General features: G+C 73.0%; 18 protein-coding genes. 6 read left to right on the forward strand and 12 right to left on the reverse strand.

Annotation, left to right across the window (positions count from 1 at the left end; genetic code table 11):
* Nucleotides 1-43 precede the first annotated feature (43 nt).
* From LX83_RS22760 to LX83_RS22785, 6 genes are read right to left on the reverse strand one after another with little or no spacing between them, the layout of a single operon-like run.
* On the reverse strand, nt 44-1,033 hold the full coding sequence (locus LX83_RS22760; RefSeq protein WP_253774667.1) for an aldo/keto reductase: 990 nt from the start codon (nt 1,031-1,033) through the stop codon (nt 44-46).
* Complete coding sequence (locus tag LX83_RS22765; RefSeq protein WP_253774668.1) at nt 1,030-1,887, reverse strand: ATP-binding cassette domain-containing protein; 858 nt, start codon at nt 1,885-1,887, stop codon at nt 1,030-1,032. Before LX83_RS22765 ends, LX83_RS22760 begins: the two co-directional genes overlap by 4 nt.
* A complete protein-coding gene (locus tag LX83_RS22770; RefSeq protein ID WP_253774669.1) occupies nt 1,884-2,732 on the reverse strand; it encodes an ABC transporter ATP-binding protein in 849 nt (282 codons plus the stop codon). The genes LX83_RS22765 and LX83_RS22770 overlap by 4 nt, the downstream gene beginning before the upstream one ends.
* Nucleotides 2,732-3,667, reverse strand: a complete 936-nt coding sequence (locus LX83_RS22775) for an ABC transporter permease (RefSeq protein WP_253774670.1) — start codon at nt 3,665-3,667, stop codon at nt 2,732-2,734. Before LX83_RS22775 ends, LX83_RS22770 begins: the two co-directional genes overlap by 1 nt.
* On the reverse strand, nt 3,664-4,599 hold the full coding sequence (locus tag LX83_RS22780; protein WP_253774671.1) for an ABC transporter permease: 936 nt from the start codon (nt 4,597-4,599) through the stop codon (nt 3,664-3,666). The genes LX83_RS22775 and LX83_RS22780 overlap by 4 nt, the downstream gene beginning before the upstream one ends.
* A complete protein-coding gene (locus LX83_RS22785) occupies nt 4,596-6,176 on the reverse strand; it encodes an ABC transporter substrate-binding protein (protein ID WP_253774672.1) in 1,581 nt (526 codons plus the stop codon). Before LX83_RS22785 ends, LX83_RS22780 begins: the two co-directional genes overlap by 4 nt.
* Nucleotides 6,177-6,321: 145 nt before the next feature.
* Between LX83_RS22785 and LX83_RS37980 the strand changes: the two genes are divergently transcribed.
* The 5 genes from LX83_RS37980 (at nt 6,322) to LX83_RS22810 (ending at nt 10,138) form a co-directional block, all read left to right on the forward strand.
* Nucleotides 6,322-7,566, forward strand: coding sequence for a four-carbon acid sugar kinase family protein (locus LX83_RS37980; RefSeq protein WP_301328686.1), 1,245 nt, complete (start codon nt 6,322-6,324; stop codon nt 7,564-7,566).
* Nucleotides 7,563-8,618, forward strand: coding sequence for a 4-hydroxythreonine-4-phosphate dehydrogenase PdxA (gene pdxA / locus LX83_RS22800; protein WP_253774673.1), 1,056 nt, complete (start codon nt 7,563-7,565; stop codon nt 8,616-8,618). Before LX83_RS37980 ends, pdxA begins: the two co-directional genes overlap by 4 nt.
* Nucleotides 8,615-9,430: a DeoR/GlpR family DNA-binding transcription regulator gene (locus tag LX83_RS22805; protein WP_253774674.1), complete on the forward strand. Its 816-nt coding sequence runs from the start codon at nt 8,615-8,617 to the stop codon at nt 9,428-9,430. Before pdxA ends, LX83_RS22805 begins: the two co-directional genes overlap by 4 nt.
* An 88-nt stretch (nt 9,431-9,518) precedes the next feature.
* Nucleotides 9,519-9,641, forward strand: a complete 123-nt coding sequence (locus tag LX83_RS37985; protein ID WP_301328687.1) for a hypothetical protein — start codon at nt 9,519-9,521, stop codon at nt 9,639-9,641.
* A gap of 128 nt (nt 9,642-9,769) precedes the next feature.
* Entirely contained in the window at nt 9,770-10,138 is a 369-nt protein-coding gene (locus LX83_RS22810) for a cupin domain-containing protein (protein ID WP_253774675.1), read from the forward strand.
* A gap of 116 nt (nt 10,139-10,254) precedes the next feature.
* Here the strand turns inward: LX83_RS22810 and LX83_RS22815 are convergent, their stop codons facing one another.
* The 3 genes from LX83_RS22815 to LX83_RS22825 form a co-directional block, all read right to left on the reverse strand.
* Nucleotides 10,255-11,073: an SDR family NAD(P)-dependent oxidoreductase gene (locus LX83_RS22815; protein WP_253774677.1), complete on the reverse strand. Its 819-nt coding sequence runs from the start codon at nt 11,071-11,073 to the stop codon at nt 10,255-10,257.
* 110 nt (nt 11,074-11,183) lie between these two features.
* Nucleotides 11,184-12,776, reverse strand: a complete 1,593-nt coding sequence (locus LX83_RS22820; RefSeq protein WP_253774679.1) for a CocE/NonD family hydrolase — start codon at nt 12,774-12,776, stop codon at nt 11,184-11,186.
* An 87-nt stretch (nt 12,777-12,863) separates the two neighbouring features.
* On the reverse strand, nt 12,864-13,805 hold the full coding sequence (locus tag LX83_RS22825) for an NADP-dependent oxidoreductase (protein ID WP_253774681.1): 942 nt from the start codon (nt 13,803-13,805) through the stop codon (nt 12,864-12,866).
* Between the two features lie 81 nt (nt 13,806-13,886).
* On the opposite strand from LX83_RS22825, the gene LX83_RS22830 reads away from it, so the two are divergent.
* Complete coding sequence (locus tag LX83_RS22830; protein WP_253774682.1) at nt 13,887-14,453, forward strand: TetR/AcrR family transcriptional regulator; 567 nt, start codon at nt 13,887-13,889, stop codon at nt 14,451-14,453.
* A 388-nt stretch (nt 14,454-14,841) separates the two neighbouring features.
* On the opposite strand, the gene LX83_RS22835 is transcribed toward LX83_RS22830, so the two are convergent.
* From LX83_RS22835 to LX83_RS22845, 3 genes are all read right to left on the reverse strand, one after another.
* On the reverse strand, nt 14,842-15,861 hold the full coding sequence (locus tag LX83_RS22835) for a MerR family transcriptional regulator (protein ID WP_253774684.1): 1,020 nt from the start codon (nt 15,859-15,861) through the stop codon (nt 14,842-14,844).
* Nucleotides 15,855-16,541 (reverse strand): HEAT repeat domain-containing protein, encoded by a 687-nt coding sequence (locus tag LX83_RS22840; protein ID WP_253774686.1) that lies wholly within the window; start codon nt 16,539-16,541, stop codon nt 15,855-15,857. Before LX83_RS22840 ends, LX83_RS22835 begins: the two co-directional genes overlap by 7 nt.
* A 130-nt stretch (nt 16,542-16,671) precedes the next feature.
* On the reverse strand, nt 16,672-19,422 hold the full coding sequence (locus tag LX83_RS22845; protein ID WP_308204027.1) for an AfsR/SARP family transcriptional regulator: 2,751 nt from the start codon (nt 19,420-19,422) through the stop codon (nt 16,672-16,674).
* Nucleotides 19,423-19,505: the final 83 nt, after the last annotated feature.

Genomic DNA, 19,505 nt, shown 5'->3' on the forward strand with positions numbered 1-19,505 from the left:
GTGTTCTCCTTGTTCTCAGTTCGCATCGGGCACTGCGGCGGGTTCAACGGTTGTAGGCGGGCATCGGGCCCCGCAGCCGCGCGCCCACCTCGTCGCAGGCGGCGCGGACGTCCTCGGGCAGCGCACCGGCCGCGGCGGCGGCCAGGTTGGCGCGCAGCTGCTCCACCCGGGAGCCGCCCAGCAGCACGGCGCCGACCCCGGGCTGGCCCAGCAGCCACCGCAGCGACAGCTCCGCCAGCCCCAGCCCCGCGCCCTCGGCGACCGCCCGCAGCTGCTCCACCGCGGCGAACAGGCCGGGATCCCAGTAGCGGTCGCGGTACATGCCGGCCAGCGCCGAATCCCCGAACCGGCCGCTGCGCGGGATCTCGTCGACGCGGTGCCGCCCGGTCAGCAGGCCACCGCCCAGCGGGTTGTAGACCATGGTCACCAGGCCGCTGGTGCGGGCGTACTCCAGGTACTCCTCCTCCACGCGCCGCGCCAGCAGGTTGTACAGCTGCTGGGCGAGCACGGGCCGCGGCGCGCCCACCCGGTCGGCGGCGTGGGTGAGTTCGGCGATCTGCCAGGCCGCGTGGTTGGACACGCCCAGCGCCAGCACGCTGCCCTCGGCGACGAACTCCGCCACGGTGGCCAGCGTGTCCTCGATCGGGGTGGCGCGGTCGGGCTGGTGCAGGTAGAACAGGTCGATCCGGTCGGTGCCCAGTCGGCGCAGGCTGCCGTGCAGGCAGGCCCGCAGCGCCGCCGGGGACAGCGGGGGGTGCCCGCCGGCGTCCGGGTGCGGCATGCCGGCCTTGGTGGCCAGCACGACCTGGTCGCGCCGGGTGCGCAGCAGCCCGGCCAGGATCTGCTCGGTGCGCCCGCCGGCGTAGGCGTTGGCCGTGTCGACGCCGGTGATGCCGGCCTCCAGCGCGGCGTCCACCATGACGGCGGCACCGGCGGCGTCCACGGTGTCACCGAAGGTCATCGTGCCGAGCACGAGCCGGGACAGCGCCACCGGCACGCCAGGCAGCACGATCGGATCCGGCGAGGGGGTCACGGGTGTTCTCCTTCCCCCGGCGCGCCCTCGGCACCGGAGTCCTCGGGGGTGGCGGCCAGGACGGCACGGGGTTTGCGGCCCCGCAGCGCGGCCGGATCGAGCGCGGCGCGCCGCAGCGCACGCGTGTAGGGCTGGGTCGGGGCGGCCAGGACCCGCTCGGTCGGGCCGGACTCGACCACCCGGCCGGCCCGCAGCACCACCAGCTCGCTGCTGATCTCGCGCACCACCCCCAGGTTGTGGGAGATGAACAGGTAGGCCACGCCGGTGTCGCGTTGGATCTCCCGCAGCAGCTCCAGCACCTGGGCCTGCACGGACACGTCCAGCGCGCTGGTGGCCTCGTCGCACACCAGCAGCTCCGGCCCGCTGGCCAGCGCCCGGGCGATGCCGATGCGCTGGCGCTGCCCACCGGAGAACTCGGCCGGCCGGCGCTGGTGGGTGCTGGCCGCCAACCCCACCCGGTCCAGCAGCGCGGCGGCGTGCCGGGCGCGCGAGGCCCGGTCGTGGCCGCGCAGCCGCAGCGGCTCGGCCACGATCTGCAGCGCGCTCAGGTGCGGGTCCAGCGACCCGTAGGGGTCCTGGAAGATCATCTGGACGCGGTGGCGCATCGGCCGCAGCCGCTTCTCCGGCAGCGCGGCGATGTCGGTGCCGTCCAGCAGGATGCTCCCCCGAGCCGGCCGGATCAGCCGCACGATGGCCGCGGCGATCGTGGACTTGCCGCTGCCGGACTCGCCGACCAGGGCGAGCGTGCTGGCGCGGCGCACCGTGAAGCTCACCCCGTCCACCGCGCGGAAGGCCCCGCCGCGCACCCCGTACTCGACCACCAGGTCCCGCACCTCCAGCAGCGCGCCCCTCACCGGGCTCCCTCCTCGGCCGCGACCGGCGCCCCGGCCCGGACTGTCGACTGGCCCGGGCCCAGCCGCGGCACCGCGTCCAGCAGGGCCCGGGTGTAGGCGTGGCGGGGCCGCTCGGTGATCTGCTCCACCTCACCGGACTCCACGAACCGGCCCGCGCGCATCACGTGGATCCGGTCCGAGACCAGCCGCGCCACCCCCAGGTCGTGGGTGATCATCAACACGCCGATCCCGGTGCGCTCCTGCAGCTCCAGCAGCAGGTCCAACACGCCCGCCTGCACGGTCACATCCAGCGCGGAGGTCGGCTCGTCGGCCACCAGCAGCGCCGGCTCGGCGGCCAGGGCGGCCGCGATCAGCACCCGCTGCAGCATGCCGCCGGACAGCTGGTGCGGGTAGGCCTGCCAACGCCGCCGCGGCGCGGCGATGCGCACCTGCTCCAGCAGGGCGATCCCGCGCTCGCGGATCTCGGCCCGCCCCAGGTGGGGGTGCCGCAGCCGCAGCGCCTCCCCCACCTGGCGGCCGATGGTGTGCACCGGGCTCAACGCGGTCATCGGGTCCTGCGGCACCAGGGCCGCCACCCGCCCCCGCACCCGGGCGGCCGCGGCCGGATCGGCGACCACGTCCACGCCGGCGAAGCGCACCGAGCCCGACAGCACCGCCACCCCCTCGGGCAGCAGCCGCAGCAGTCCCATCGCCGTGGTGGACTTGCCCGACCCGGACTCACCGATCAGGGTCACCGTCTCACCGCGGTCCACGGTGAAGCTGACCCCGTCCACCGCCCGCACCACACCGGTGGGGGTGACCAGCTCGATCTGCAGGTCCTCGACCTCCAGCAGGGGTGTGGCCATCACGCGTCCGCCTTCCTGCCCCGCCGGGTGGCCTCCCGCAGGGCGTCCCCGAGCAGGTTGACCCCGACCACCAGCAGCACGATCACCAGACCGGGCAGGGTGATCAGCCACCACGAGGTGGTGATGTAGTCCTGGCCGTCGGAGATGATCCGACCCCAGGTGGCGAACGGGCGCTGCGGGCCCGCCCCCAGATAGCTCAGCGCGCTCTCCAGCAGCACCGCCTGCGCCACCAGCAGCAACACCACCAGGCTCGCCGGACGCGCCACGTTGGGCAGCACGTGCCGCGCCAGGATCACCCCGCGGCGCAGACCCAGCACCCGCGCCGCGGCGATGTAGGGCTTCTCCCGCTCCACCAGCACCAGCGACCGGGTCAGCCGCGCCAGCTCCGGCCACTGCGCGACCGCGATCACCAGCGTGATCACCGGCACCGACGGCCCGAACAGCGCCACCACCAGCAACAGCATCATCAGCAGCGGCAGCGACAGCTGCGCCTCCAGCAGCCGGCAGACCACCGCGTCGACCCCACCGCCGAAGTACCCGGCCGCGGCGCCGGCCAGCACGCCGATCACCCCGGACACCACCACCGCCAGCACCCCGATGGCCAGCGACACCTGCCCGCCGTGCAGCACCCGCGAGAGCAGGTCCCGGCCGAGCTGGTCGGTGCCGAACAGGTGCCCGCCGCTCAGCGGCGGCAGCCGGCGCTGCGCCAGGTCCTGCTCGTTGGGGCCCGGCAGCGGCAGCAGGCCGGCGAGCAGGATCGGCACCACCACGACCAGCGTGCAGCCCGCGCCCAGCCACAGCTTGACGCGCGTCGCGCGCCGCTGCCGACTCGCCCGGGACCGCGCCAGCACCCGCGGGGTGACCGCGCTGGGCCGGGCCGGGGACGAGTCGCCCGGCGAAGGAGGCAGGGGGGACGAGGACACGGGAACACTCATGCGGCCGCCGCCTTTCCCAGACGCACCCGCGGGTCCAGCAGCGGGTAGCAGACATCGACGAGCAGGTGGACCGCGATCGCCAGCGCTGCGGTGACCAGCACGGTCGCCTGGATCAGCGGGTAGTCGCGGGTCTCCAGCGCCCGCACCACCAGCGAGCCCACCCCCGGCCAGGCGAACACCACCTCCACCACGACCACCCCGTTGAGCAGCGCCGCGAACCGGGTGCCCAGCGCGGTCAGCACCGGGATGAGCGAGTTGCCCATGCCGTAGCGCCACACCAGCGCCCGCTCGGACACCCCCCGCGCGCGGGCCACCGTCAGGTAGGGCGCGGCCAGCGCCGCGGCCATCTCCCGCCGCACCAGCCGGGAGATCAACGCGATCTGCAGGACCGCCACGGTCACCGCGGGCAGCACCAGACCGGCCCACGTGGTGAACCCGGACGCCGGCAGCACCGGCACCAGCACCGCGAACACGGTGAGCAGCATGACCCCGCTCCAGAAGTCCGGCATGGACTGCCCGGCCACGGTCAGCACACTGGCCCCGATCTCGCGGGCGGTGTCGGCCCGGCGGGCCATCCACACCCCCAGCGGGATCGCCACCACCGCGGTCACCAGGATCGCGGCCACGGCCAGCGTCACCGTGTAGGGCAGCCGGCCGAGCACCACCTCCAGCGCGGGCGCCCGGAACGAGTAGCTCATCCCCGCGTCGCCGTGCAGCAGCCCCCGCAGGAAGATCCCGTACTGCGCCAGCACCGACTCGTCCAGGCCCAGCTGCGCGCGCACCCGCGCCAGGTCCTCCGGGGAGGCGGTCGGCCCGGCATAGGCCGAGGCCGGATCCCCCGGAGCCAACCGGACCAGCACGAACACCGCGGTCACGGTCAGGAACACGGTCAACGCGCTCTGCCCGAGGCGACGCGCCAGGTAGCGGATCACGGCTGCTCCTCCACCCGCACGGCCGCCAGGTCGTAGGAGTTGATCGGCTGCAGCGCCAGGCCCCGCACCCGGGTGCGCCGCGCGAGCACCACGTTCGGCACGAACGCCCACAGGCACGGCCAGCTCGCCCAGATCGCCCGCTGCGCCGCGGTGAGCACCTCGGCGCGCCGCGCCGCGTCGGTCTCGGCGGCGGCCACGGCCAGCTGGTCGGCGATCTCGGGCACCACATAGCCCTGGTAGGTGTCGCGGGTGCGCTCCTTGTCGGGCGTGCCGCCGTACATGCCCAACAGCGAGGTGATCGCCTGCCCGGTGGGCCCCGGGTAGCCGTTGCCGAGCACGTCCCAGTCCCCGCCGCGGCCCTGCCGCCACCGCAGGATGTCCCCGCCCGGCTCGAACTGCTGCAGCCGCGCGCCGACCCCGACCGCGCGCAGCATCTCCACCACGGCCTCCATCACCGAGGCGTCCGCGGGGAACTCCCCCGACTCCCAGATGATCGTCAGGGTCAGATCGCGCACGCCCAGCGCGTCCAGCCGCGCGCGGGCCTCGGCCGGGTCGTGGGTGTAGGTGCCGGTGCGCACCGCCCCGACCAGGGCCAGCGGCACCACGCCCTCGGCCTGGCTGGCCGAGCCGACCAGCACGTCGTTGAGCAGGGCCGGTCCGTCGATGGCCAGGGACAGCGCCTGCCGCACCCGCGCGTCGGCCAGGGGATGCCCCTGGGGTTTGCGGAAGTTGAAGAACAGCTGGTTGATCCGGGTGCCCGGCACCCGTTCGATGGCCACGCCCGGCAGTCCGACCAGCTGCTCGGCCGAGTCGGGCGTGATCGAGTCGATGACGTCCAGCTCGCCGCCGCGGATCGCGACGACCCGGCTGGACTCCTCGGGCACGAACCGCACCCGCACCGTGCGCACCGGCGGCGGCGTGCCCCAGTAGCGGGGGTTGCGCTCCAGGGTGTACTCCCCGGTGCCGCCGTTGCCGGCACTGACCACGTACGGGCCCGAGCCCAGCCCACCGGACAGCTCCTCGGGCCGGTTGGCCGCGGCCGGCGTGATCAGGATGTTGGCCATCAGCAGGTCCAGGATCGGCACCGGGCGCGCGGTCTCCAGCAGGAAGTCGCGCTCGCCCAGCGGGGTCACCGACGGCAGCTCCGGGAACAGGTTCACCACGAAGGACCCGTTGACCTGCGCGTACATCCGCAGCGCGGTGGCGACGTCGGCGACGGTCACCGGGCTGCCGTCGGAGTAGCGGGCACCCTCGCGCAGCCGGACGCGCCACTGGGTCGGCGCGGTCTGCTCGAACCGCTCCGCGAGCACCGGGGTGGCGCTCATGTCGGGGCCGATCCGGGTCAGCGCCTGGCGGACCGCGCGCTGCACGGTCAGGGCCGCGTCGAACTGGTTGAGCTTGTTGTCCAGGCTGACCAGCGACCGGTTCAGGCCCAGGGTCAGCGAGCCGGGGGTGGCGGCGCCGACGGGTCCGGCGCAGGCGGCCAGCGGCGCGAGCGCCGCGCCCGCGCCGGCGGCGAGCCCGGCGCGCAGTAACGAGCGGCGGTCGAGCACGGCGCCGCTGCCGAATCGGGTCATCGTCGACCTCTTCCGTGTCCCATCGTTGCGGAGGACACACTGACATGTATGCGCGTTCCGCGCAATAGCTCTCGCGCGAAACGCGCACGCTGTGGCATAGTCGAACCGGACCAAACACGCGCCACCCACCCCACAGGAGACCCCGATGCCCGACGATCACGCCGTTCCCGTGTTCGCCGTGGCCGACGACCTCTCCGGCGCCGCCGAAACCGCCATCGCCCTCGGCATGCGCGGAACACGCACCCTCATCCTCGCCACCCCCCACACCGCCCCCCACCCCCACCCCCACTCCGCCGACGTCCTCGTCCTCGACCTGGACACCCGCACCCACACCCCCGACAACGCCGCCCACGCCATCACCACCGCCCTGACCCACCGCCGCCCCGGCGACCGGGTGTTCAAGAAAATCGACTCCCTGCTGCGCGGCAACCTCGCCGCCGAGATCACCGCGCTCACCCGCCACGGCTACGGCATCGCCCTCACCCCCGCCCTACCCCACGCCCACCGCACCGTCACCGCCGGCGTCCTCCACCTCGCCGGAACACCCCTGCACACCAGCGACGCCTGGCGCGCGGAACGCGCAACCCCACCCACCTCCATCGCCGCCGCCCTCGCCCCAGCCCCCACCCACACCCTCGGCCTCGACCTCATCCGCCACCCCGGCACCGCACTCGCCGACGCCTTCACCCACGCCGCCGCCACCGGCCAGATCCTCATCTGCGACGCCGAAACCGACCGCGACCTCGACGCCATCGCGCGCGCCGCCACCCGGGCACCGCTCCACCTCGCCCTGGCCGGCTCCGGCGGACTCGCCGCCGCCCTCGGCCGCACCCGCCGCGCCGGCACCCCACCCCTCGGCACCCCATCCCCCGGCACCCCATCCCCCGGCGACCAGCCCGCCCCCACCCCGCCGCCCCTCATCGTCGTGGGCACCGCCGAACCCATCGCCACCACACAGGTCGCCCGCCTCACCGGCTACACCGTGCACTCCCTGCACCCCGACGACCTGGCCGCCGGGCCGGTGCCCCTGCCCCCGCTCACCACCCCCACCGTCCTGCGCGTCGACCCCACCGCACCCCTCACCCCCAGCCACGGCCGCGCCATCGCCACCGGCCTGGCCCTCACCGTCGCCGCCCTCACCACCTACCAGCCACCCGCCCTCGTGCTCATCGGCGGCGACACCGCCCGCCGCGTCCTCGACGCCCTCGGCGTCACCACCCTGCACCCCCTCGACCAGATCCATCCCGGCGCCGTCCGCTCCCGCACCCCCAGCGGCACCACCGTGGTCACCCGACCCGGCAGCTTCGGCGGCCCCGACTCCCTCGTCCAGATCGTGCGCGCCCTGCACACCCCACCCCCGGCCGCACCGAGCGAAAGGCCCAGCCCGTGAACCCCGCCAGCGCACCCGCCCCCACCACCCCCGGGGCACTCCCGATCATCGCCACCACCATGGGCGACGGCGCCGGCATCGGCCCCGAAGTGATCGTGCCCGCCGTGCTGCACCCCGACACCCTGGCCGTCTGCCGCCCCGTCGTCATCGGCGACGCCGGCCGACTCCGCCAAGCCGCCGACATCCTCGGCATCACCGCGGACATCGCCCCCGTCACCGACCCCAGCCACGCCCGCTTCGACGGCACCCGCGTCAACGTCATCGACCTCGACCTGCTGCCCGCCGACCTGCCCTGGGGCCAACTCTCCCCGCTCGCCGGCGAAGCCGCCTACCAGTACGTGCGCGTCGCCGCCGACCTCGCCCTCACCGGCGCCGTCCACGGCATCTGCACCGCACCGCTGAACAAGGAGGCCCTGCACGCCGCGGGCCACCACTACCCCGGCCACACCGAACTGCTCGCCCACCTCACCGGCGTCGACGAAGTCTCCATGATGCTGTCCACCCCCCAGGTCAAGGTCATCCACGTGACCACCCACATCGGACTGATCGACGCGATCGCCCGCATCGAACCCGGCCTGGTCGAACGCACCGTCCAACGGGGACACCACGCCCTGGTCCGCGCCGGCAACCCCGCCCCCGTCATCGGCGTCTGCGGCATCAACCCCCACGCCGGCGAGAACGGCCTGTTCGGCTACGGCGAAGAAGAGGAGAAGATCGTGCCCGCCCTGGAAGCCCTCCGGGCACAGGGCATCGACGCCCGCGGTCCCCTGCCCGCCGACACCGCCTTCTTCCTCGCCAGCCGCGGCGACTACGACCTCATCGTGGCCATGTACCACGACCAGGGACACGGCCCGGTCAAGGTGCTCGGCATCGAAGCCGGCGTGAACCTCACCATCGGGCTGCCCGTGATCCGCACCTCCGTCGACCACGGCACCGCCTTCGACATCGCCGGCACCGGCACGGCCGACGCCCGTAGCATGATCGAAGCACTGCGACAGGCCGCCGAACTCGCGACCAAACCGGGTGCCCACCGGAGGACCACACAGGCATGACCACCGCTACCGGCTCACGCGAACGCCGCGACCAGATCGTGCGACTGGCCACCGAAACCGGCCTGGCCAGCGTGGACGAACTGTCCCGCATGTTCGGCGTCACCGCCTCCACCATCCGACGCGACCTGGCGCGCCTCACCGCCGAAGGACGCCTGGCCCGCACCTACGGCGGAGCCATCGCCGTCACCGCGCACCCCGAATCCTCGCTGCGCCAACGCATCGGCGAGGACTTCCACGCCAAACAGGCGATCGCCCGGTGGGCGGCCACCCAGATCCAGGCCGGCGAGACGATCCTGCTCGACGCCGGGTCCACCGTGGGCGCCCTCGCCCACGAACTGCGCCACGCCGACCTGCTCACCGTCGCCACCACCGGGCTGACCGCCCTGCTGGAACTCGCCGACGTCGAAACGGTGCACGTGGAATGCCTCGGCGGCACGCTCCGCCCGCTCAGCCAGGGATTCGTCGGGCCGCTCACCGAAGCCGCCCTGGAGCGGATGACCTTCGACCGGGTCTTCCTCGGCACCGACGGCATCAACGCCGACGGCGGCATCTGCGAGGCCGACCTGCGCCAGACCCGGCTCAAGGAACTGATGGCCCGCCGCGCCACCCAGGTCTACGTCCTCGCGCACGCGGCCAAGCTCAACCACAGCCCCTTCCACGCCTGGGCGCGCCTGCCCCTGCCGTGGACCCTGGTCACCGACGCCCACGCCGATCCCGACTTCCTGGACACCCTGCGCACCCACGGCATCCACGTGGTCGTGGCCACCCACCAGCCACCCGGCGCGGCCGACCGCCCCGCCACCGACGGGTAGGCGGCCCGTCCCACCGCGGCGCTGGCATTCGGTCCCGCGTCAACGGAGGATCGCCGTCACCCGCTCACATCAGCCCGGTGCGCCAGACGTGGCGGGACGGCAACCACCACTGGGATCCGACGCGCCACCCCGGGAGCGGATCGTCGCGTTCCTCGACGCGGTGCTCACCGTCAAGCCGCACCACCGCCACCTCACGCCGCGCACGCGGTGACCGCCACCGTGCCGCGCTGACGCGTCCGGCCGCATCCCGCAACCTACCCTGACGGTTCTGTACCTACTAGTTTGTACACTGCCCGGACACGACCCGGGGAACGCCCCACAGGAAGGAACCAGCGCGCCATGCACGTCCACGACACGCCCGCCACCGGCGACACCCCGCCGATCACCCGCTCGGTCCTGCTCGACCAACCACTGCCGGCGGCCCGCGCCACCCACCGGGTCGAGATCCGGCGCATCACCATCGCCCCCCACCACGCCGGGGGCCTGCACGTGCACAACTGCCCGGTGTTCGGCAGCGTCGAAACCGGGTCCGTGGTCTACCAGATCGAGGGCGAGCCGGCGTCCGTGCTCGGCCCGGGTGATGTCTTCTACGAACCGCAGGGCGTGCGCATCGCCCGCTTCGACGCCCAGGAGGACGGCGTCACCTTCCTCGGGTACTTCCTGCTCGACGCCGACGAGTCACCCGAGATCGACTTCCCGAGTCCGTGATGGCTTGGTCAGGCTCGGTGCCCGAGGCCGACTCGTTGGCCTGGTCGTAGTCGCGGCACAGGCGCAGGACCGTCGCCGGCGAAGGACGTTGGCTTAAAGGCGGACGACTGCCCGGCTCATTGCACGTTCCGGGTGTCGCCGGTGAGGGCTCGTCCGATGAACGAGGCGTACATCCGTACGAACAGCCGCCGGGGTAACAGATACTTCGCCATGAGGTCGGCGATGGTGTTGGCGGCTCCGGGGATGACGTGGGCGCGTCGGCCGAGACTGGTCAACGCGGTCCGCGCGACCCGGGAGGACGCCATCTTGGTACCCGGGATCTTGCTGAAGTCGATACCGGCCGCTTTGTCCAAGCCCTCGGTCTGTGTCTGCCCAGGGGAGACGACCAGGACGTCAACCCCATCCCTTTTCAGTTCATAGTTCAATGCCTGTCCCAGGGACAGGACGTAGGCCTTCACCGCGGCGTAGTTGGCCTCGAAGGGAACCGGGCCGGCAGCGATGACAGAGGACACCAGAATGATCGCTCCGCGTCCTCGCCGCGCGAACTGGCCGCCGAAGCGGTGCGCCAACTGCAGGGGCACCGCCCCGTGCAAGGTGAGGACGTCGAGTTCGGCGGTCAGCGTATTGGCTACCAGTGCGCCGCCGAAGTAGACCCCGGCGGCCGCGACGACGATGCCGACATCGAGGTCGGCGGCCTGCTGCCACAGGTCGTCGACGGCTCCGGAGGTAAGCAGATCGAGAGCGACGACTTTGTTGGTGGTGCCGTGTGTGCGGGAGAGTTCGGCCGCCAAGGCATCGAGGCGGTCCTTGCGGCGTGCCACCAGGACGACGTTGACGCCGGCTGCGGCCAGCTCACGGGCGAATTGTTCGCCGATGCCAGAGGAGGCACCGGTGACGACCGCATAGCGGCCGTAGGTGCTGCGCAGGTCCTTCATGGTGTCTCCACTTCCTCAGCGGCACACGTGGGAGCCGAGCCGTGGATCAGTGGCGATCTCGGCCAAGTTCTCCGGTGGTGAAAAGGGAGCTGTAGCTCGCGGGTGTCTGGTCAGCCGGCCGGCAACTCGGTCGGGAGGGTGAGGGTCAGGGGTGTGACGAGGGCCTGGTGGGCCTTCCGGAGACCGGTGGCGGTAGCGGTCGGCTCGCCGGTGCCGAGGTTGCGGTTGTAGTAGGGATGGGCGCCGCTGGCGACCAGCAGACGGAGCCGGTGGCCCGGGGCGAAGCGGTGGCCGGCCGGGCCGAGGTCGATCTCCACGGGTACGCCGTCGGCGAGGCCCGCGTCGGTGATGCGCAGGTAACCGTCGACCACGCTGCGCACCTGGCCGTCTTCGTGGACGTCCAGGAGTCGCAGGAAAAGGTCAGCGCTGACGGCGTCCGAGCAGAAGGTCGTGGCGGCGCGGACGCGACCGGCGAGGTCCATCGGCTCGGACAACGGCTCGCTGGTGAAGGCACGCACGTCGGGCCGTCGCTCAAGAGGACCGCTGTCCCAGACGCCGCCGACGTCACCCGCGCCGAGGGTGGCCATCGCGACGGAGGGGGTGGGGTCTGCCGGGTCGTAGGTCCATTCGACTCGGGAGAACGCATCGTCGGGGGTGTCGACCAGTCGGCCGCCTGCAGCGACGTGGAAGGTCGTGGTCCCGGGCTCTCGCCAGTCCGCGCACTCCACCCAGCCGGGCTCCGCGCCGGTGCGGTAGTAGCGCAGGACGCCGGAGCGGGCGCTACCGACGCCGCGTACGTGGGTGTTGAACCAGGCCAGCCTCTCGGCCATCGAGATCCGGGAGTCGAGGGCGGCGTGTGCCCACGGGCCGATGACGAACCGATGCGGCAGGCTGCTGCCGCTCTTGTTGAGGCGTTCGAAGTCCTGCCAACTGTAGGTGCGGTGGTAGTCGTACCAGCCGCCGATGTGCAGGACCGGCGCCGGCGGGTCGTCCAGCAGCGCGGAGTAGTCCAACGGGCGCCAGTGCGGGTCGCCGCCGTCGTGGGCGAGGCGCTCCTGGTAGAAGTCGAGCGTGGAGCCGGTGGCGGCAACGTCCGCCTCGTTGAGGGGCAGCCGGTTGTAGGGGTTCTGATCAACCCGGGTGCCTCCGGCTTGCTGCATGGCGGTCCAGCTCAGCGCGAGTTCGAGCGCGAATCCACCGCCCGGATACCAGGAGCTGACCCGGTCGGTGCTGTACATCGCGGTGGCGATCGCTTTCAGGCTGGTCGGCCGGGTGGAGGCGGTGGCCCATGAGCTGAAGGCGTGATAGCTGGCACCGGTGAGGCCGAGGGCCCCGTTGAACCACGGCTGCCGTTCGATCCACCGGACGGTGGCGGCGCCGTCGGCGGCCTCGTCGAAGTACGAGGTGCTGGTGCGGGTGCTTTGCACCAGGCAGGCGTATCCGTGGGACGCCCAGGCGATCACCTCGCCCAGGAAGAAAGCGGTGACCTCCGGCGGGAAGGACGCCGGGTCGTAGGGCGTGCGGATGAGTACGGCCGGCACCTTGGCCACGCCCACCGGGAGCGCCAGGATGCCGGTGAGTTCGAAGCCGTCGTCGGCGGCGACGATCACTGGGTCGGTGAGTTCGACGGTGTGTGGACCGAGTGGACCGTAATGCTGCTCGACGGTCTTCCGGCGCTGATCGTCGACGATCGTGACGGCCATCATTCTCCTTGCTGCGCTTTTGAGGGTCAGGCTCCGTCCGGGCCACTCAGGGGCGAGGCCCGGACGGGTTTCTTCGTTGCGGTGGCGTCAGTCGGCCGTGATGATCAGCTTGCCGCGCTTGCCGAGGCGTTTCTGTTCGAGTTCGGTGAGGGCCGGGATGGCCTGAGAGAGCGGGACCGTGCGGGCGATCGGCAGCTGCAACGTTCCTGCGGCGGCGGTCGCCACGACGGTTTCGAGGTCGGCCGCGTTCGGCTGGGTGGCAAAGACGTGGAAGGGTCCGGGCAACGCGCTCCGCAGGTAGTTGCCGAGTGAAGGGTGGACGCCGACGATCCGGCCGCCGGGCCGTAGCATTTTCCGCGCCTCGCCGAGCGGGAGCGTGCCAGGGACGCCCGCGGCGTCGAGGACGAGGTCGAATCGGCCGGCCAGCGCCTGGGGGTCGAAGTCGAAAGCGACGACCGGGTCGACACCGAGTTCATGCGCCTCGGTCGCCGCGGTGTCGCGGCAGCTGCCACCGACCTCTGCTCCACGCGCCAGGGCGAGCTGCACGGCGCAGCGGCCCACCGCGCCCAGGCAGCCGTGGATGAACACGGCCTGTCCCCGCTGAAGCTTCCCCCGCGTGACCAAGGCCTGCAGGGCGGTGACCCCCACGATCGGAAGCGTGGCGCCCTGTTCGAAGGACAGGTCTTCCGGTTTGCGCACGACGTCGTCCTCGTGCGCGACGATGACGTCGGCGAACGCGCCCGACGCCTTGATCCGGGTACCGCCGACGACCGGGTCCCCGACGCGAACCCGGGTCACCCGCTCACCGACCTCCTCGACGACACCGGCGAAGTCATAGCCGAGTGCCCGCGGGAATTTGCGACCGGTCACGAATTTCAGACGGCCGGCGCGGATGCCCCAGTCCATCGGATTGGCCGAGGCCGCACGCATGCGGACCAGGACCTCGTTCGCCCCAAGGGGTGCGGGCTCGAACTCCTCGAGCCGCATGACCTCCGGCCCGCCGTACTCGTGGTACTGGATGCGCTTCATGATCGTTCTCCGACCTCTGACGGGACTTAGTTCCATCAACGTAGCACGGGTGATGAAACCAAGTCCTGTAAGGTGGGTCTCATGCCTCGCTGGAAACCGAACGCCCGCGCGCGGCTCGCCGCGGCAGCGCTCGACCTGTTCGAGGAACGCGGGTACGAGAACACCAGCGTCATCGACATCGCCCAGCGCGCCGGATTAGGAAAAACCACGTTCTTTCGGCATTTTCAGGACAAACGTGAGGTGCTCTTCGGCGACGGGACGCTGGACGCGATACTCGTCGACGCCATCACGTCAGCGGCTGAGACCGCCACACCGCTTGAGGTCATGGCGCGCGCCCTGGAGATCGTTGGACAGTACGCGTTCACGTCGGAGCGCCGCGCGTTCGTCGCCCGTCGACAGAAGGTGATCGACGCCAACCCGGAACTGCGAGAGCGGGAGGCACTCAAGAACCTGGCCCTCACCGCAGCGGTCACCGACGCGCTCAAGCGACGCGGCGTATCGGACCTGAACGCCCGCGTCGCCGCGGAACTGGGCGCGCTGGCCTTGAGGATTGCCTACGAGCGATGGAGCGAAACCACCGGCGACGAGGAATTCGGCGTGATCGCCCGCCACGCTCTCGACGAGGTACGGGCGGCGACCCTGCGCTGACGCCCGAGGTGCGGGTGCCGACACCGACTGCTGATCGTTCACCCCGACGGACCGGATGCCGCTCGCCGGGTTGCCGCACCGGTTACCCGGCCGGCACCTGCGCCGGCTTGTGCCGCTGGTGCGGCCAGACACGATCCTCCGCTGGCACCGCGACCTGCTCAAGCGTCACCACGCCGCGACGTGTGCACCGAAACGGTGCGGGCGCCCACTCCCGTAGCCCGGTCGATTCGCGTCCTGCGCCTGGTTCGGGAGAGCTTGTCCTGGGGTGAGGGGGACTATCTTTTGTTGACACTGAAACTATAGTGGACAAGTCCCCATTTGAACGATCACCGGTTGCGGTCCCTGCCCTCGCCGCCACCAAGATCCGACCGCGTTTCCGGGCGGCGCCTCAGGCGCTGCCCGGGGACGGCTCGTCGAGCACGCCCAGCAGGGCCGAGGCGATGAGGGCGACCGCCCGGTCACCGTCGTCGGCCAGCTGCCGCAGGACACCCCGCGCGAGGGGCGCCGGCAGCTCAACGAGCGCCTGGGTCAGGCGTATCCGCACCGCCGTGTCCGCGGTGCCCGCCGCGAGTTCGGCGACCAGCGCGGCCGTGATCCGCTCCGCGCACCCCGGGTCCAGGGACAACGTGCCCAGGACCTCGGCCGCCTCGACGTCGTTGGTGCCCCCGACCACCATGTCGACGAGCGCCGGCACGGCCGCGGTCGCGCCACGCCTGCCCAGTGCCAGGGCAGCGTGCCCCCGCACCGTCGGGTCCGCATCCCCCAGCGCGTCCGCGAGCACCGCGGTCGCCTGGTCACCGGACATCTCGGCGATCGCCAGGACCGCGCGGCGCCGGATGTCGACGTTGTCCGAACGCATGCCGGGCGCCACGCTCGCCACGCCCTCGCCGCCGGTCCGCGCGAGCGCCCACCGCAGGGCGCCGGCGACGTTCGGGTCGGATTCGGCGAGGACCGCCCTGGCCAGCAGCTCGGTGGGAACCGGCCCGTCCTCGGTCGGCGCCAGGACGACCTGCTGACGACGCGCGGCCCGAGGCGAGTTGAGCCCGTGCAGGAGTTCGACCACACGCAGGACGCCCTGCCAGCCGAGGGGCGCCGAGGTTTCGATCGCACGGAGTCGGTCGAGCAGCTCCTGCTCCCGCCTCAGGCGGTCTTCGGTCCGTCGGATGAGGTCGCCGACCAGTGCCGACGGCGCGAAGTCGGGGTCTTCCAGCGCGCGTGCGATCTGCCGCAGCGACAACCCCAGCGACCGCAGGCCTTCCACGTGGAAGATCCGGCGGATGTCGTCCTCGGAGTACTCGCGGTAGCCCCCCACGGTGCGGCCGGTCGGCCGCACCAGCCCCAGGGAGTCGTAGTGCCGGAGCATCCGGGTGCTCACCCCGGAGCGCCGGGCCACCTCGCCGATCAGCACGCTGCTCCCCCACCCCCTTCCCCACCGAGCGCGACGATCCGCCTCGCCTCGTCGACGGCCGCGTCGAAATCCGCCTCCGGGTCGCGGAGCAGCCGCTCGGTGGCACGGGCGTGCGCGCGCACCGCCGGGTCCGCACTCGCCAGCCCGGCCCGCAGGGCGGGCTCGACCACGTCTCCCAGCGCGACCAGGGCCCGACTGAGGCTCAGCCGCACGTCGCGGTCGCCGCGGCCGAGCTGCGCGGCCAGGTCCTCAGCCAGCCCTGCCCGCTCCTGCGGCGGCACGAGCACCACAGCGGCACGCCACGCGCTGCGCGCGACCTCGTCGTCGGCGTCGTGCAGCAACGACCGGGTGATCGCGGGCCAGGCGCTCCTGTCCCCGATCTTGGACAGCGTGTGCAACGCCTGGCTGCGGGCCTGCGCGCGCTCGGACCGCAGCTCCGCGACGAGACCGGGCACCGTGATCTGCGCCGGGAGCCGGGTCAGCGCCCAGGTGAGCATGTCGCGGACGTAGAAGTCCGGCTCGATCGCGCACCGGGCCACGAGCGCGTCGACGAGACCGGGGTCGGCCTGGGTGCCCGCCGCCAGCGCCGCCCGCAGGCGCGTCGACGGGTTGTCCGCGCCCAACGCGTCCAGCAGGCGCGTGTCCTGGGAATTCCGGGGTGTCGAGTTGATGGGGACCACCTCCTGGAGGCAGTGAAGACCTTGTCACAGTGTCAAGGTCAAGCGCGTGCTGCCCCCGGAGGCGGCCCGAGAGTTGAGCAGCCCGGCCCGGGCCCGCGGCGGCCAGGAACGAGCCGGGCCCCGCGGGGGCTCAGCGCCTCCTGGCCAGCTTCGCGCGCAACTGCTCGGCGTCGGCGGTGCGGTGCTGCTCGTCCAACAGGGACAGCGCTGTCCGCCACGCCGCGCGGGCCTGCTCACCGCGGCCGGCGGCGGCGTGGCTGTCCCCCAGCCGCTGCAGGGTGTCCACGTAGTCGTAGGTCGCGCCCACCTCGACGAATCCGACCAGGGCCTGCTCGTAGCGCTCCACCGCGTGGTCGTGCCGGCCCGCGCGGTGCGCCAGGTAGCCCAGGCTGTCCAGGGTGCGGGCCTCGGCGTCGCGGTCGCCGTGGCGCCGGGCCAACTCCAGGGCGGCCTCGCAGTAGCGGGCCGCCCGGTCCAGGTCGTTGAGCCTGGCCGCGTACCAGCCGGCCTGGTTGAGCGCGTGCGCCTCGCGCATGGGCACCCCCAACCCCCGCAGGATCTCCAGGGCACTGGTCGCGTGGTGCAGCGCGCGCGTGTCCTCGCCCCGCTGTTCGCACACCCAGGCCAGGGACTGGTGCGCGTTGGCCTGCCCGGAGGCGTCCCCCGACGCGCGGCTCTGCGCCAGGGCGAGGTCGAGGTGATCCGCCGCGCCACCGAGGTCGCCGACGCGGGCGAGCGCGGCCCCGAGCCGCCAGGCGGCCAGCGCACAGGCGGCGGCATCGCCCGCGCGCTCGGCCGCGGCCAGACCCGCCCGCCAGGCGGCGAGCTGGTCCTGCTGCAGGTGCCCCTGGCGCCGCTGGAACGTGTCCAGCGCCCAGGCCAGCTGCCACACCGGCGGGTGCCAGCCGCGCCGCGCCGCCGCCTGCTGGGCGGCCAGCACACCGGCGTACTCGGCGGTCAACCAGGCCAGCGCCGCGGTGTCGTCCGGCAGGTCCGGCACGGCCCCAGCCGGTTCACCGACGGCCGGGGGCGTCTCGTACGGGTAGAGGACGCGCTCCGCGGCGCGGCCGAACCGGACGTAGAAGTCGATCACCCGCCGCAGCCCCGCCTCGGCGCTGTCCGCGTGGTCGGCGCGCGCCCGCTCCACGGCGTAGACCCGGACCAGGTCGTGCATCCGGTACCGGCCGGGCACGTGCTGGCGCACCAGGTGTCCGGTCTCCAGGTGCCGCACCAGCCCCCGCAGCCGAGGCACCGGCACCCCCAGCAGGGCAGCGGCCGCCGGCACGCCGATGTCCGGGCCGGGTGCCACACCGAGCAGGGCGAACGCCTCCGCCGCCTCGGGCGGCAGGGCGCGGTAGGAGGCCGCGAACACCGCACGCAGGCTGGTGCTCAGCTCACCGGTGTCCAGCGCGTCCAGCCCGCTGTCCTCGGACAGCTCCTCGACGAGCGCGGACAGCGGGAAGTCCGGGTACACCGCGGCCCGCGCGGCGACGATGCCGACCGCCAGGGGAAGCCCGGCGCACCAGCGCAGCAGGTGCGCCACGGCCCCCGGCTCACCGCGCACCCGCTGCTCGCCCAGGTGGCCCACCAGCAGGTCCCGGGCCTCGGCGTCGGTCAGCACGTCCAGCGCCAGCGTGGGAACACCGTGGGTGGCGGCCAGCCCGGTCAGGCGCTGGCGGCTGGTGACCAGCACCGTGCAGGTGGGGCTGCCGGGCAGCAGCGGAAGGACCTGGTCGGTGTCGCGGGCGTTGTCCAGCACCACGAGCAAGCGCTTACCCGCCAGCAGGCTGCGGTACAGCGCGACCTGGCCGTCCTGGTCGGCCGGCGCCGAGTCCGCTGGCACCCCCAGCGCGTCCAGGAAACCCCGCACCACCGCCGCCGGGGACACCGGCGGCCCGGCCGGGTCGAACCCGCGCAGGTCGGCGTGCAGCTGTCCGTCCGGGAACCGGTCGACCGCCCGGTGCGCCCAGTGCAGCACCAGGGCCGTCTTGCCGGTGCCACCCGAGCCGACCACCGCCAGCACCGGCGGTGGTGCGTGCCCCGAGGCCAGCACCTTGTCGATGCGCGCGAGTTCGTCGGTCCGCCCGACGAACAGCCGGGGCGCCGCCGGGAGCTGCCGGGGCGTGGGAGTGCCGATCCGTGCGGTGGCGGGCGCGGTCAGCTCCCCGGCCAGCACCCGCTGGTGCAGTTCCCGCAAGCCCGGACCGGGGTCGGCGCCGAGTTCCTCGGCCAGCCGCCGCCGCACGCTCTGGTAGTGCGTCAACGCGTCGCCCTGTCGGCCGCACTGGTACAGCGCGAGGATGAGCTGTCCGGCCAGCCGTTCGTCCAACGGGTTCTCGTCGGCCAGTGCGGACAACTCGGCCAGCAGCGCGGTGTGGCGCCCCAGGCGCAGGGCGATGTCGTTGCGCTGCAACAGCGCCGTCCACCGCTCCTGGTCGAGCGCGCGGCGCACGGACTGGGCCCACGGCCCGTCCGCGCCGCCGAGCGCCTGGCCGCGCCACAGCGCCAGCGCCCGCTCCAGCGAGTCCAGCGCCTGCTCGTCGGGCTCGGCCTGGGCGCGCTTGACCACCAGCCGGAACCGGTGCAGGTCCACGGCGTGCTCGTCCACGGGCAGCAGGTAGCCGCCGGGCGTGCGGTCGATGCGCACCCCGGCGACACCGGCGAAGGCCTGCCGCAGCCGGTAGAGGTAGCCGTACAGGGTGTTGCGCGCCTGACGCGGTGCCCGGTCCCCCCACACCCGTTCGATGAGCAGGTCCAGCGGCAACGACCGGTTCGGCTCCACCAGCAGCGCCGCCAGCACACTGCGCTGCCGCGCGTGCCCGAGATCGATCGGCTCACCGGCCACGTGCGCCTGAATATCACCCAGCAACTCGAACGTCACCGACACCGGCACCCCGGTCCTCCCCAGCCCCCCTGCCCGGGGGTCGAGCCGAGCCCACCAGAAACAAGACGAATCCCAGATCT

The organism is Goodfellowiella coeruleoviolacea, from assembly GCF_024171785.1.
GTDB classification, from domain to species: Bacteria; Actinomycetota; Actinomycetes; order Mycobacteriales; family Pseudonocardiaceae; genus Goodfellowiella; species Goodfellowiella coeruleoviolacea.